General features: G+C 66.3%; 12 protein-coding genes and 1 tRNA gene. 7 read left to right on the top strand and 6 right to left on the bottom strand.

Annotation, left to right across the window (positions count from 1 at the left end):
* Nucleotides 1-19: 19 nt before the first annotated feature.
* Nucleotides 20-856, top strand: coding sequence for an aldo/keto reductase (locus KIV56_RS13440; RefSeq protein ID WP_281533831.1), 837 nt, complete (start codon nt 20-22; stop codon nt 854-856).
* On the opposite strand, the gene KIV56_RS13435 is transcribed toward KIV56_RS13440, so the two are convergent.
* Nucleotides 853-1,791: an NAD(P)-dependent oxidoreductase gene (locus KIV56_RS13435; RefSeq protein ID WP_281533830.1), complete on the bottom strand. Its 939-nt coding sequence runs from the start codon at nt 1,789-1,791 to the stop codon at nt 853-855. The two genes, KIV56_RS13440 and KIV56_RS13435, sit on opposite strands and share 4 nt — an antisense overlap.
* Nucleotides 1,792-1,928: 137 nt before the next feature.
* Between KIV56_RS13435 and KIV56_RS13430 the strand changes: the two genes are divergently transcribed.
* Nucleotides 1,929-2,633 carry a FadR/GntR family transcriptional regulator gene (locus KIV56_RS13430; RefSeq protein WP_281533829.1) on the top strand — a complete coding sequence of 235 codons (705 nt, stop codon included), beginning with the start codon at nt 1,929-1,931 and terminating at the stop codon, nt 2,631-2,633.
* Between the two features lie 81 nt (nt 2,634-2,714).
* Here KIV56_RS13430 and KIV56_RS13425 read toward each other — a convergent pair whose 3' ends face one another.
* Nucleotides 2,715-3,695, bottom strand: a complete 981-nt coding sequence (locus tag KIV56_RS13425) for a GlxA family transcriptional regulator (RefSeq protein ID WP_281533828.1) — start codon at nt 3,693-3,695, stop codon at nt 2,715-2,717.
* Between the two features lie 185 nt (nt 3,696-3,880).
* Between KIV56_RS13425 and KIV56_RS13420 the strand changes: the two genes are divergently transcribed.
* The 3 genes from KIV56_RS13420 (at nt 3,881) to KIV56_RS13410 (ending at nt 6,906) form a co-directional block, all read left to right on the top strand.
* On the top strand, nt 3,881-4,753 hold the full coding sequence (locus KIV56_RS13420) for a DJ-1/PfpI family protein (protein WP_281533827.1): 873 nt from the start codon (nt 3,881-3,883) through the stop codon (nt 4,751-4,753).
* Nucleotides 4,689-5,168 carry a hypothetical protein gene (locus tag KIV56_RS13415; protein WP_281536259.1) on the top strand — a complete coding sequence of 160 codons (480 nt, stop codon included), beginning with the start codon at nt 4,689-4,691 and terminating at the stop codon, nt 5,166-5,168. Before KIV56_RS13420 ends, KIV56_RS13415 begins: the two co-directional genes overlap by 65 nt.
* A gap of 88 nt (nt 5,169-5,256) precedes the next feature.
* Nucleotides 5,257-6,906, top strand: a complete 1,650-nt coding sequence (locus KIV56_RS13410; RefSeq protein WP_281533826.1) for a M1 family metallopeptidase — start codon at nt 5,257-5,259, stop codon at nt 6,904-6,906.
* 1,126 nt (nt 6,907-8,032) lie between these two features.
* Here KIV56_RS13410 and KIV56_RS13405 read toward each other — a convergent pair.
* Nucleotides 8,033-8,122 (bottom strand) — tRNA-Ser (locus KIV56_RS13405).
* A 147-nt stretch (nt 8,123-8,269) separates the two neighbouring features.
* On the opposite strand from KIV56_RS13405, the gene KIV56_RS13400 reads away from it, so the two are divergent.
* Together KIV56_RS13400 and radA are read left to right on the top strand one after the other, a co-directional pair.
* Nucleotides 8,270-9,070 carry an SGNH/GDSL hydrolase family protein gene (locus KIV56_RS13400; protein ID WP_281533825.1) on the top strand — a complete coding sequence of 267 codons (801 nt, stop codon included), beginning with the start codon at nt 8,270-8,272 and terminating at the stop codon, nt 9,068-9,070.
* Nucleotides 9,071-9,189: 119 nt separating this feature from the next.
* Nucleotides 9,190-10,557, top strand: coding sequence for a DNA repair protein RadA (gene radA / locus KIV56_RS13395; RefSeq protein ID WP_281533824.1), 1,368 nt, complete (start codon nt 9,190-9,192; stop codon nt 10,555-10,557).
* 207 nt (nt 10,558-10,764) lie between these two features.
* Here the strand turns inward: radA and KIV56_RS13390 are convergent, their stop codons facing one another.
* From KIV56_RS13390 to KIV56_RS13380, 3 genes are all read right to left on the bottom strand, one after another.
* A complete protein-coding gene (locus KIV56_RS13390) occupies nt 10,765-12,381 on the bottom strand; it encodes a tetratricopeptide repeat-containing diguanylate cyclase (RefSeq protein ID WP_281533823.1) in 1,617 nt (538 codons plus the stop codon).
* A gap of 176 nt (nt 12,382-12,557) precedes the next feature.
* The gene (locus KIV56_RS13385) at nt 12,558-12,989 is read right to left on the bottom strand and encodes a dehydrogenase (RefSeq protein WP_281533822.1); all 432 of its coding nucleotides are present in this window, start codon (nt 12,987-12,989) and stop codon (nt 12,558-12,560) included.
* Between the two features lie 126 nt (nt 12,990-13,115).
* Nucleotides 13,116-13,610 carry a hypothetical protein gene (locus KIV56_RS13380; protein ID WP_281533821.1) on the bottom strand — a complete coding sequence of 165 codons (495 nt, stop codon included), beginning with the start codon at nt 13,608-13,610 and terminating at the stop codon, nt 13,116-13,118.
* Nucleotides 13,611-13,625 lie beyond the last annotated feature (15 nt).

Here is a 13,625-nt window from a genome sequence, read left to right as displayed (position 1 = left end):
GAGAACGAGACGAGAATTCATGTCGAACGTGCCCCGTATTGCCCTGAACAATGGCGTCGAAATCCCCCAACTCGGTTTTGGCGTCTACCAGATCCCACCGCCCGAGGTTGCCCAGGCGACGGCGCGAGCGCTCGAGGCCGGCTACCGACACATCGACACGGCTGCGGCCTACCGCAACGAGGCCGGGGTTGGCCTGGCGATCCGGGAAAGCGGTATCCCCCGTACTGAGATCTTCATCACAACGAAGCTCCCGAACGCCGGACAGGGCTACGAGAGCACCCTGGCGTCTTGTGAGAAGAGCCGTCGAGAACTGGGCGTCGAGACCATCGACCTCTATCTCATCCATTGGCCGTACCCTCGACATGACCTTTACGTCGACACCTGGAGGGCGCTGGAGAAACTCTACGAGGACGGTGCCGTCCGAGCCATCGGAGTGTCCAATTTCCTGCCACCACACCTCGATCGCCTGCTGGCCGAGTGCCACGTTGTTCCGACGGTCAACCAGATCGAGCTTCACCCCAGTTTCCAACAGGCGGCGCTTTCGAAATACTCGGTCGAGCGCGGGATCACCGTCGAATCGTACAGTCCGCTCGGGCAAGGCCAGGATCTCGCCAGCCCGATTGTGCTCGAACTCGCCGCCCGTCACGGCAAGACACCCGCACAGGTGATTCTGCGCTGGCATATCCAGCACGGCTTCGTCGTCATCCCCAAATCAGCAAGTGCACAGCGAGTTCGGGAGAACATCGACGTCTTCGATTTCAGCCTCACGATCTCGGAGATGGCTGACATCGACGGCCTCGAATCGGGGCTGCGCACGAGTGGCGACCCGGCGACATTCGATTCCCCGCAGATTTAACGCGAGGTCGCTGGGCCGGCACCGCCCGGTGAGCGCCGCCGGCTCGGCGCCAACACCCTGATCAGGGCGGAGTCATCCGCTGCTCCCAGACCTTGTGCATGGCCGAGGAGGAAGAGTTGTTCGGCGGCGGCAGCCACGGGTGAGGGAAGTCCTGCTGCGCGGGTCGCGGTTCCCACGATGCCCATGTCCTTGACGAAGATGTCCAAGCGGCTGAAGACCTCGACTTCAGCCTCGTCATAGGCCTGAAGGATGCGCGGGCCCCGATTGGAGAGCATGAACGATCCCGCTGCGCCGAGTTCCAGAGCAGCCAGGGTCGAGACGGGGTCGAGACCCAGCGCGTCGGCCAATGCCAGTGCCTCGGCGGCGGCGGCGATGTGTACCCCGCACAGCAACTGATTGACCGTTTTGAGCGCCTGGCCGTCGCCCGGCTTGTCTCCGACAATGCTCAGCGTGGACGCGAGAAGGTCGAGAACCGGCTTCGCCTGGGCCAACGCCCCGGCGCGGGCGCCTACGACGATGAGGAGTTCACCCGCCAGGGCCCGCACCGGACCGCCCGAGAGCGGAGCATCGACGAGCTCAATTCCGAGTACGGACAACCGGCGTGCCGTCTGAGGGATCGCGTCCATCCCGACGGTGCTCGTCAGGATGACGACGGACCCGGCAGCAAGTACCTCCGCCACCCCGGATATTCCGAAAAGAACGTCTTCCAGTTGCTCGCCGTTCCTCACCGCGAGGAGCACCAACTCGGCCCCCGACACCGCCTCACGCGCCGAAGCGAACACCTGCACCCCCGCGCCGGCGGCCAGGATCCGCCGGTTCTCGTGCAGGTCGAAACCGCGGACACTGAGTCCCGAAGCCAATCGAGTCGCCATGGGGAGGCCCATTGCGCCGAGGCCAAGGACGGTGACGACGGGTCCTGCGTGCTGTTCTGCCATGTCGGTTTCTCCGAGTCTCGAACGATTGGGTCTTGCCCAGAGCGATCGTTTGTCTGCGATACTGATTCCACAATGCTTGATTGTCTGACATCTTATATTTAGGTCGACAATGAGGAAGGACCCGTCAGGAGGGCAATATGGCACGTCAGTCGCTGGTGAGCATGGTGGCCGACAGCATTCTTAACCGGATTGTGTCGGGTGACATCCCACCCGAGGGGACCCTCCCCGGCGAGCTCGAGCTGACTGCGGAGCACGAGGTCAGCCGCATGACCGTGCGTGAAGCCGTCAAAACGCTCGAAGCCCAAGGCGTCGTGCGCATCGAGCGCGGACGGGGAACCTACGTCAATCCGCTCAAGCGATGGACCTCGATGGAGGCGGTCCTGCGCGCGGCCTCCGAAGGCGAGAACGAGGCCGCTGCCTCGGTCCAGCTGATCGAGTTGCGCCGGATGCTGGAAACCGGTGCCGCGGAATTGGCGGCGACCCGCATCTCCGCCGAGGAACTCGACGGTCTGCGCGGGTACGTCGCGGAGATGAGCGCTGCCCACGCTATCGACGACGTCCGGCGTTTTGTCGAGGCCGACCTCGCCTTCCACGGCCTGATCCTCCAGGCCTCGGGCAATGTCTTCGTGTCGCTCGTTTTCGAACCGCTCTCGAACGTCCTCACGGCCCGACGAGCCCAGACATCGCGTGTCGAGCAAATCCGCGCCAACGCGATCCACGAACACGTCCAGGTGATGGGCGCCCTGGCATCCGGTGATCCTGAACTAGCGCGCCTGGCGATGGGCAGCCATATGTCGCAGACCATGAACGATCTCAAAACCTACATTCTGCACATCCAGTAGGCCCGCGGCCCCGCTGCCACGACAGGAATACTTGCCGATCACTTTCTCGGAGGTCGACCGTGCTCAACCTGCGCGGTCTCCCTATAGGGGACCTGGCACGGTCAGTCGGACCCGAAGTGTTCTCGATGGTTGGTGGGGGGTGGTATCGAGGCGACGCCGGAACGCTCGATTCATGGTTTCAGGGGTGCCGAATCCGCATGCTCGCGCGATCTCTTCCACGGTCAGCATCGTCGTCTCGAGAAGGCTGCACGCTGTCTCCATCCGCACGGCCTCCACATGCTCGGCGGGCGTGATGCCCACCTCGGACTTGAACACACGACTGAACTGGCGCTCCGAAAGGTGGGCGCGAGCGGCCATACCGGAGATGGAGAGATCGGCGGTCAGGTTGTCAGGGAGCCAGGCCAAGACGTCGCGGATGGGTTCGTCGGTCGCGGACTGTGCGGCCAGCAGCGCTGAGAACTGCGCCTGGCCGCCCGAGCGGCGGAGGTATACGACAAGGCGCCGCGCTACTGTCGCAGCGGCCTTGCGGCCATGGTCGTCGGCAACCAGCGCCAAGGCCAAGTCGATTCCGGCCGTGACGCCGGCCGAGGTCCAGACGTTGCCGTCCTGCACATAGATGGCATTCGGGTCGACAGTGACCTCCGGGTAGGCCCGCTCAAGCACCTCGCACTCGGCCCAGTGGGTGGTCGCACGGCGACCGTCCAGAAGGCCCGCGGCAGCGAGGAGAAACGCGCCTGAGCACACGGATGCGACCCGCCGCGAGTCCAATGCCAGCCGCCGGATGCTGTCGACCAGCCTCGGATCACCCGCGGCCTCCTCCATGTCGCGGCCTCCGGCGACCACGAGAGTGTCGATGGGTCCGACCACCGCGTCGATCGGTTCCGTCGCGAACTCGAGGCCGCTCGTCGACAGCACCGGCCCGCCATCGGTACTCACCAGTTCCGTGGCGTACCGAGCGATCGGCAGGAACCGCGAGGCGGTGGAAAACACCTCAAGGGGCCCGGTCACGTCGAGGATCTGCACAGACGGAAACCCGACGATCACGATGCGTGGTTCGCTCACTGTCTTCCTCCGTGGCCGAGATCGTCAACAGCGTGTCCTAGGTGAGCCGACAACCGAACCCTACCGTGAAGTCATACCCGGAAACATGACGTCGGCGCGGCGAATCCGCGACTCCCCTACCTTTCCGAGTTCCTTTCGCGCCTCACCCGCTGACCACGCCCGTGCCCCCTCACCAGGAGATCGTCATGTCAAAAATCGCCCGCCGAATCGGCAGCATCACACTCGCCACGACCCTCACCATCACCGCCTTCGCCGCCATCGCGGTCACCGGGTTGTCCCAATCGAGCGCTGAGACGGCCTCCGCGGCAAGCCTCGGGGCGCCACCCCCTGGGCCGGGTACAGAGCCACTCCACGGGCAGTTTGTCGTTGCGGTCGTTCTCGGCCAGTCCGGATCCGACACTGCCGACGTATTCGCACCATATGACGTTCTGGCCAGTTCACCCGATTTCTTCGTCTACACGATTGCCGCCTCTGCCGCGCCGGCGGTCGTCGACGGTGGCCTGTCGGTCGTGCCGGCCCACACGTTTGCCGAGGTGGCGGAAGGCACCGCACCCACGCCTGACCTGGTCGTGGTGCCGGCCGTGAATAGTCCTGCGGGGGCCGAGGAGGCCCCGGCGCGCGAATTCATCGCCACCCAGTACAACGCGGGCGCTCGCATCCTCGGCATTTGTGCGGGCTCCCGGCTGCTCGCAGCCTCCGGAGTCCTCGATGGGCTGCGCGCGACGTCCCATTGGTCCCGAATCGCCGCGCTCAGAACCTCGAACCCCCAGGTTTCCTGGGTCACTGGACAGCGCTACGTCCAGGACGGCCGCGTAACCACTACCGGTGGCGTGACCTCCAGCATCCCCGGCTCACTCAAAGTCATCGCCGACATGGCCGGTGACACGGAAGCCAACCGGGTCGGCGACTCCATCGGCTACCCAGGCTGGAAACTGGATGGCCCGACTGCGATGCCCATCAAAGACTTCCAGGTTCGAAGACGCTGCCTTTTTCTTGAATACAGCATTCCCCTGGGGGCGACCGAGGGTTGCCGTCGAGCTGAAAGATGGCGTCGATGAGATCGATGCCGCTGCACTCTTCGAGGTCTATGGATACTCACAAGGCGCCACCACCTCCGCCCTGTCGGCAAAAGGGTTCGTCACGACCAGGCACGGCCTCGTTGTGAAGACCTCGATTCTCGATGGCGCGACGAGCACGGTGGTTGCCGGCGAACTCGGTTCACCAGGAAGCCCGCAGGGCTTCGACGCCGCCTTCGAACTACTGTCGCGGAGCAGCAGTTCGTCGGTTGTTCAGTCCGTGTCCAAGATGATCGAGTACCCCCTCGATCAGGTCCGACAGGAGAGGGCACCGCTGATCGCGCAAGCCCGTACGTCGCTGCTCCTGGCTCTCGGCCTCTTGCTTGCGGTCGGCGTCGGAATGCTGCCCACCATCATCCTCGGCGTCGTCCGACGCCGGATGAGGGCTCGCGCCTGATCGCGCAGAGCGCACCTGACTATGGACGGCGAGACTGACCGGCCATTCCCGTGACTCGAGCTAGCCGCTTTTACGCGACCGAAGTAGGTTGACACGAACGCGCCACTGGTTCGCCCAACGAAGGAGATGTTCCTTGCCGTCATTCACAAGGCTCCACACCGCCGCCATCGCGGGATTATCCGTGCTGGCACTCACTTCCATCGGGACGGGAAGCGCCGCGGCCCTCGGCACGCACGCGAACACAGCAAGCGCAAACGGTGCCGCATACACGGCAGGGGCTCCCGGGAGCGGCGACCCGTATTTTCCTTACGACGGCAACGGCGGTTACGACGTGCTGCACTACGACCTCGCCCTTCGATACGCGCCGCCGACGGACCCCACGGCACTCGTGGGAAAACTCAACGGCGTCGCGACCATCACGCTCCGCGCGAAGCAGAACCTGCAGTCGCTCAACTTCGATTTGCGCGGTCTCGACGTCACGTCGGTGCGGGTAGACGGGAAGGCGGAGACGCACGGGAAATCGGCGGACAAGGGGAGCGCCGAATGGTCACAGACCCAGGACGACGCGAACCGATACTGGGAGCTCACCGTCGGTCTGCTGCCGAAGCTCCGGGAGGGACAGTTGACAACGATCACCATCGAATACGGGGGAAGCACCGGGCGTCCGCTGGACACAACGGGCGCCCTCTATGGGTGGGTCACGACTGCGGATGGCGCGATGGTGGTGAACGAGCCCGATGGCGCCTCGACCTGGTACCCCGTGAACGACGACCCCCAAGACAAGGCCACGTATTCGTTCCACATCACGGTGCCGGCTGGAAAGACGGCCATTGCGAATGGTCTGGCCGACGGCCGGCCACGGACCAAAGCCGGGTGGACCACCTGGTCGTGGGAGGCCACGGACCCGATGTCCAGCTACCTGGCGACGGCGACAGTCGGCGACTTCACCCTGACCAACGATAAGGGTCCACACGGACTCCCGATCGTCAATGCCATCGACTCGGGCGTGACGGGCGCGGGTCTTGCGGAGACGAAGGCGGCACTCGCGCTTCAGGCCCAGATGATTGCCTTCCTCGAGGGCCAGTTCGGGCGCTACCCATTTGAGGCGTTCGGCGCGATTGTCGACGACGATTCAGTCGACTATGCCCTGGAGACTCAAACCCGGCCCGTCTACTCGCAGGTTGCGGACGAAGCGACAGTGGTCCATGAACTCGGGCACCAATGGTTCGGCGATTCGGTGACGCCCTCGGACTGGAAGGACATCTGGCTGAACGAAGGCTGGGCCACCTACATCGAATGGCTGTGGGCTGAGCATCAAGGCACCGCAACGATTCCGGCGCAGTTTGCCGATGCGGTGTCATACCTGGACGCGAACAACGGCTGGACGCTCAACATCGCGGACCCCGGTCGCGACGAACTCTTCTCGGCTCCGGTCTACCTGCGGGGAGCGGCCGCACTCCAGGCGCTGCGCGAGAAGGTCGGTGACAAGGCGTTCTTCGCGGGCGCCCGCTTGTGGTTGAACCGGTACAAGGGCTCTACGGCGACCACGGCAGACTTCCAAGCCGTGATGGAGAAGACCTCAGGCCAATCGCTCACCACCTTCTTCAACGAGTGGCTGCGTCAAAACGTCCGCCCGGCAATGCCGCAGCTGCAGGCAGGGCCCTCGGTGGGCCCGAGCAACGCGTCCCAGGGACCGGCCGCATCCGACCTCAAAAAGGGTCAGAGCGACGCTCGTTGACGAAAGCCCTGCCGAAAGCCTCCGTGCGCTCTGGTCGAGCCCTGGAAGGGGGCTGTGTGAAGTGACCCCGGACTCCATAATGTGAGACAGATCCGAGCCAACATGCCCTCTGGATCTGGGCTTTCATTCAAGAGCGATCCGTTGACCTCATCAGGCTCCGGGACCGCCGGAAGGCACTACGTGAAGCTGCAAAGCCTGTACCGGTCCGATCCGAACCCCCGGCAGGCTCCTCTGGGCGCTCCCGCTCGGCATCCTGGTCTGTGCAGCGTGGTGGTGGTTCGAAGACGGGCTCTGGAACTACGGCGGCTATTACCGACTCAGCAAATCTGAGATCGCTTCATTCGACTCATCTTCGCTGCACAACTACGTTGCGACAGCACTCATTGGATCAGTTCCCATTTTGGTCGCGAACTGGAGTAGGACGCTCTGGCCTCGCCTGACCCTGACCGCGGCGTTGGTCGCCGCCCAGCTGATCACTGCGAGCGTGTTCGTACTTGTTCCGAGGGCCGCATGAGTTCGGAGATGTTTCGCGAACAATGCGACCGGCACGTTGAGGTGGTGACCGCACGGATCTTCCGAATACGACGTACGGCATCAACGACGGGGGGCGGCGCCAACTGCTGCGTGAAATCACTCCTTGCGGAGAACAAAGGATTGCCACAGCATAACAGGTCTGTCTAGAGTCCCGCTCACTTCGCAGGTGGAAGAAACGCCGTGAGGACTCGTCGAATCAGGGATGACGATTGTCACTTCAAAGGTCCCATCGTTTCCCTGCTTCACCACATCCTCCGCGAACGGCGGAAACACCGGATCGTGCGTGATGCCCCCGGACAGAGCCTGCGATTGGGTTGCCCCCATACAGGCGAGCCAAGCGTCGCGAGCAGACAAGTGGTTGCTCGCAGTCGAAGTCTGATTGATGGCCGTTGGAGTCGTGGCATTCCCAGAGCACCCGACAAGCGCGAACAACATGATTCCCGATGCCGCGAACATCGGTACACGATTCATGACCGAAGCGTATGGAGCGTACCGAGGATCCGTCAAGAGCCCGGCTCGGTTCGACGAAGTTCTTGGGCAGTGAAAAACCCCCTGCTTCCCAGTTTTTCAAGGGATTCAGGGGGTTTGACTGTGGCGGTACCGGTGGGATTTGAACCCACGGTGGAGTCTCCCCCACACAACTTTTCGAGAGTTGCACCTTCGGCCGCTCGGACACGGTACCGAGGGAGATTGTACGTGAGAAAGAGGGGTCTGCGCGAATCAGGCGAATATTCGAGGCTCGCGGGCGGCATCCGCTTGGCTCAAAACCGCGACACGCGAACACAGGAAGCGGAAAGCCGGCACCCAGAAACCGGCGGTACGCTCCCCCGTGTCTTACGTCAAACCGAACCTTCGCGCGCTCCTGGTCACCCTCGGCGCCGTCACCACCGCCACCGGAATGACCGCAGCCGCGGTCGTTCGAGCCCGCGGCTTCCGGGAATGGCGCCAGGGCAACGCCCGGGTGCTCAACGAGACCCTCCCCGCGCACGCGCAGTGGTGGCGGGAGCACGGCCGGGAGCCGGGCGAGCTGCTCTACGTGGCGATCGGCGACAGCGCCGCGCAGGGGATCGGGGCCAGCGAACCGCGGCACAGCTATGTCGGGTTGCTGGCCGATCACATCCGCCTGGCCACCGGTCGTTCGGTGCGGGTCGTCAACCTGAGTGTCTCGGGAGCGACCGTCGAGCTCGCCGTGCGCGACCAGCTGCCGCTCCTCGCGGAGCTCTCCCCCGACATCGTCACGGTCGCGATCGGTGCGAACAACGTGGCGGTGTGGGATGCCGCGGTGTTCGAATCCGGGATCCGTACGATCTTCGCCGCGTTGCCGCCGCACGCTCTCGTGGCCGACCTGCCGTGCTTCCACTTACCGCACAATGAACGGATCGTGGCCGTCGGGAACCGGATCCTGCGGGCGGTCGCCGCCGAGTACGGGCTCACCGTTGTGCCGCTGCACGCGACGACGAAGCGGCCGGGGCTGCGCAGCGTTGCCACCCACGTGGCCAACGACCTGTTCCACCCGAACGACCGCGGCTATCGGGTCTGGGCCGAGGCGTTCCTCCCGGCGTTGAGCGAGGATATCGCACTGCTCGTTCCGGAGGACGCCGAGGAGTTCGCCGACCTGCGCGAGGGGTAGGTTCGCCCGGCCGTCGGGTGGGCGTGCGGACTGCGGTCAGGACCTGAGCGTGGGCTCCGACCGGCGTCGGCACGCGGCCGATTGCCCGGGTGTCGGTGGCCGAAGCTAGGCTCGCAGGCATGGCCAGACCCGTTTCCTCCTTCCGCTGTACCGAGTGTGGCTGGACCACCCTGAAGTGGGCCGGGCGCTGCGGCGAGTGCCAGCAGTGGGGCACCGTGGTCGACATGACGGAAAAGGCGAGCCTCTCCCGCGCCGTCAAGCCCGTCGCCGTGATCGGGTCCGGCATTGCGCGTCCGATCACCCACGTGGACACCACCGCGGTTTCGCATTGGCCGACCGGCATCGGCGAGTTCGACCGGGTGCTCGGCGGCGGCATCGTGCCCGGTTCGGTCATCCTGCTGAGCGGCGAGCCCGGCGTGGGTAAGTCCACGCTGCTGCTCGAGGTGGCCTCGAAAGCGGCGGCAGCCAAATCCCGGGTGCTCTACGTGAGTGCCGAGGAATCGGTGAGCCAGGTGCGCCTGCGCGCCGAGCGCACCGGGGCTCTGCAGCCCGAGCTGTTCATCGCCGCCGAGACCGACCTCGCGACCATCCTCGGCCAGATCGACGCGGTGCAGCCGAGCCTCGTCATCATCGACTCCGTGCAGACCGTAGCGAGCGGGCTCTCCGACGGGCTTCCCGGTCAACCGAGCCAGGTGCGCGAGGTCGCATCCACCCTCATCCGGGTCGCCAAGGACCGCAACCTGCCCATCCTCCTCGTCGGGCACGTCACCAAGGACGGCTCGATCGCCGGCCCCCGCCTGCTCGAGCACCTCGTCGACGTCGTCTGCCAGTTCGAGGGCGACCGGCAGACAGCGCTCCGCTTCGTGCGCGCACTCAAGAACCGCTTCGGGCCGACCGACGAGGTCGGCTGCTTCGAGATGACCGGGGAGGGCATCTCCGAGGTGCCCGACCCGAGCGGCCTGTTCCTCACCCGCGGCGGCGTCCTGGTGCCCGGCACCTGCGTCACGGTCGCCCTCGAGGGGCGGCGGGCGATGCCGGTCGAGGTGCAGGCTCTCGTCATGCCGAGCTCGGCGCCGAACCCGCGCCGGGTGACCAACGGGGTGGACTCGTCGCGCGTCGCCATGATCATCGCCGTGCTCGAGCAGAGGGCTGAAGTGAAGGGCCTCGGGGCGTCGGATGTCTACGTGTCGACCGTAGGCGGCATCCGTCTGACCGAACCGGGCGCCGATCTCGCCATCGCGCTCGCGATCGCCTCGGCGGCGCGGAACAAGCCGATCGGGCACGACGTCGTCGCATTCGGTGAGATCAGCCTCGCCGGCGAGGTGCGACCGGTGTCGTCGGCGAAGCAGCGTGCGAGCGAGGCCGCTCGGCTCGGGTTCGTGACCCGGATCGACTCGGGTGCCGGGCGGCTGGACTCGGCGATCCTCCTCGCGCTGCGAGAGCCGGTCTCGGCACGCGACGCGGAACTCGACGCGGCGTTCCGGTAGCGGGACCGTGCCGGCCGGGCAGGCACGGCATTCCGCGCGCGCCACTTGCGCCGCTCCGCGCCTGCCGCGCGCCACTTGCGCCGCTCCGCGCCAGGCATGCCTGGCGCGAAGCGGCGAAGTTGGTGCGGGACGCTCAGGCAGCCTCAGCGCAGGCAGGAAGACGGCATGCGCGCGCAACCGCAGGGTGCGCCGCAGTCGCAGGCGCTATCAGCGCGCGGCCGAGGCCTGGATGGTCGCAGTGTGCACGACCTGGTTCCGGCCGTCGCGTTTGGCGACGTACAGGCGTACGTCTGCGGCCCGGAGGAGGTCCGAGGTCTGTACGCCGTCCTCGGGGGCGAGGGCGACCCCGATGCTCGCGGTGACGGGCAGCCCGGCGGTGATCGGGGTCCAGTCGTAGTCTGCGATGTCGCAGCGGGCTTCCTCGAAGCGTTCACGGGCCTCCGCCGCGTCGGCGCCGGGCAGGATCAGCAGGAATTCCTCCCCGCCGAGGCGGGCGGCGATCCCGCCCTTGACCCGGTTGGCGGCGCGCTTCAGGATCTCGCCGAGCTTGCGCAACACCTCGTCGCCGACCGCGTGGGACAGGGCGTCGTTGATGCGCTTGAAGTGGTCGATGTCGATCATCGCGATGGCGAAGCCCGGGCCGCCCTCGCCCGACCGGATCGCGGCGATGCTCAGGTGCTCGTCGACGAAGCGGCGGTTGTGCAGGCTCGTGAGCGGGTCGCGCTCGGCGAGTTCCCGGTAGCGTTCGCTCTCGCGCCGCGACTCGGCGGTCTGGAACATGGCTTCGAGGATGCGCCCGCGGGCCTCGTTCTCGCTCGCGCTGAGCGCGACCGACTGGGCGTGGTAGCTCCGGTATGCCTCGAAGGCCCGGCGGTAGTCGAGGTTCGCGGCATAGGACTCAGCCTGTTCTCGGGCGACCTCGGTGAGCCAGCGGACGAGACCGTGTCCGGCGGCGAGGGTGGCGCACTGGTCGATCACGCGCTGGGCCTCGTCGAGCCGTCCCTGGATCCGGTAGACCTCGGCGAGGGTGACAAGTGCTGCCGAGACCGCATCGGGGTTGGGATCGTCGTTCGCGGTTTCGATGGCCGGGAGCAGCATCCTCTCGGCTTCGTCGAGCCGCCCTGCGGTGAGGTAGACCCTGGCGATGGTGTCGCGCGCGTACATGCCGATCGGGCGGGAGTTCGCGGCAGACAAGGCGAGCAGCTGTTCCGCGGTCTCGAGCGCGGCCTCGTGGTTGTCGGCCTGGTACTCGGTATACGCGAGGTTGTTGAGGATCATGTAGCGGATGTTGGTGTCGGTGTCGTCGATGACGAGCCGCAGAGCCTCGTTGTAGCGGCGCCGAGACTCGTCGAAGGATCCGGCGGAGCCGAGGGCGTCGGCCAGGCAGAGCCGGGCGGCGGCCCGCATCAGCGGCACCTCGCCCTCGTCGATCAGATCGTTGACGAGAACCGCGTGCTCGAGCGCGAGTGCCGGGTCGCCGACCATCTCGAACACCGAACCGAGCACGTCGTGACAACGGGACTGCAGGGCGACCTCGCCGTGCCGCTCGGCCCAGGCGAGGATCTGCTGCACCTCGGCGGCGCTGCGGCTGGGGTCTCCGCGGGTGCGGCTGATGTTGGCCAGGAGCACGCGGAGACGCCGCGCGACAGCGCCCCGGCCGAAGCCCGTCTCGACGTGGCTGTAGTCGACGGGCTCGCCGTTCGCGCCATCGACATCGACGACGCGCAGGCTCGACCAGCCAGTCCCTCGCGGCCTGGTTGGCCTCGTCGCGGTCGATCCAGAAGAGGCGCTCGACGCGCGCCAGTCTCGCCTCGATCGACTCATTCGGCGGTGCGTTCATCGTGGCCTGCTCCCCGACAGGCGTGTGTTCCCGGCCTTCATTCTCCCCACCGGGAACCCCCTCTGAAAGAGGAAGAAACACTGTTGAGGCTCAGCCTAGCGCTCAGCCCAGACACCGGCGAATGGACGCCTCAGGATGCCGCCGATGCGGGGTTACCGGCTTAGGCGTCGTCGCCGGAATCGGTTTCCGGGAGGGTGCCGAGCGCCGCCATCAGGTCGTCAGGGGCGGCCTGCATCACGTGCGGGCCGGCGATGTCGAAAAAGACCATCTCGAGCACGTTCCGATGCACGGTGAGGAAGTCGCGCAGCCACTGGGCGTCGCCGACCATAACCTGAGGGTCCACTTCGTCAGGCACCATGCGGACGTAGTTCTCGGCGGAGGAGAAGAGCAGCAGCATCCGCTTGTCGGTGCCCTCGCGGCCGAAGACGCGAACCTGCTCGCCCTGTCCGTTGACGACGAGCTGCGGCACGATCACGACGTCGTTGCGCAGGGCGTATGCGACGGCTGCGACGTCCTGCGCGGCGAGGGCGGTGGCGAGGGCCGCCGAGCGAGTCGGCGGGGTCGGCGGGGTCGTGTCGGTCGGGTCAGTCACGCCACCCATTCAATCATTCCGTACGCCGGGGCGGGCACCGGAGCAGACTATTCCGCTCTCGGCCGACCTCCAGCACGGTCAGTCGGTCAGTCGGTCAGGCGGTCAGGCGGTCAGTCGGTCAGTCGGTCAGTCGAGGATGAACTGCTTGGGTGTCGTCGACGCGATGCCGTCGACGGAGACGGCGAGATGGTAGGAGGCTCCCCCGGCCGGGGCGGCCGTACGGGTCGACTCGTCGCAGGTGGCGGCGTTGGAGCGCACCCGGTCCCACGAGATCGGTGTCGTCGAGCTCACGGGAACGCCCGGTTGCAGGGTCACATCGGCGTCGGCGGCCGCACTCTGGCAGTCGGTCGAGGTCCAGTAGATGTCCTGGCCGCTCGAGATCGTGAAGACCTGCTTCGAGGTGCCCGCGTTGATCACACACGGGATGGTGCCCTTGTTCGTGATACTGAGGGAGAGCTCGGGCTTCTGGCCGGGCTGGTACGAGACGGCATCGGTCAGCGCCTCGACCGTGACGGCGGCCGGGTCGCAGGCGGCGGGGGGCGGCGTCCGCGGCTGCGGCGGGAGCAGGAGCGTCAGTGCCGGCGGTCGGGGTCGGCGTGGGGGTCGGGGCGGGCTGGCCACTGCCGGATCCCGGGC

It is taken from the genome of Cryobacterium breve (genome assembly GCF_027594785.1).
In the GTDB taxonomy this organism is placed as follows: domain Bacteria; phylum Actinomycetota; class Actinomycetes; order Actinomycetales; family Microbacteriaceae; genus Cryobacterium; species Cryobacterium breve_A.
This window is presented reverse-complemented; position numbering and strand designations above follow the sequence as displayed.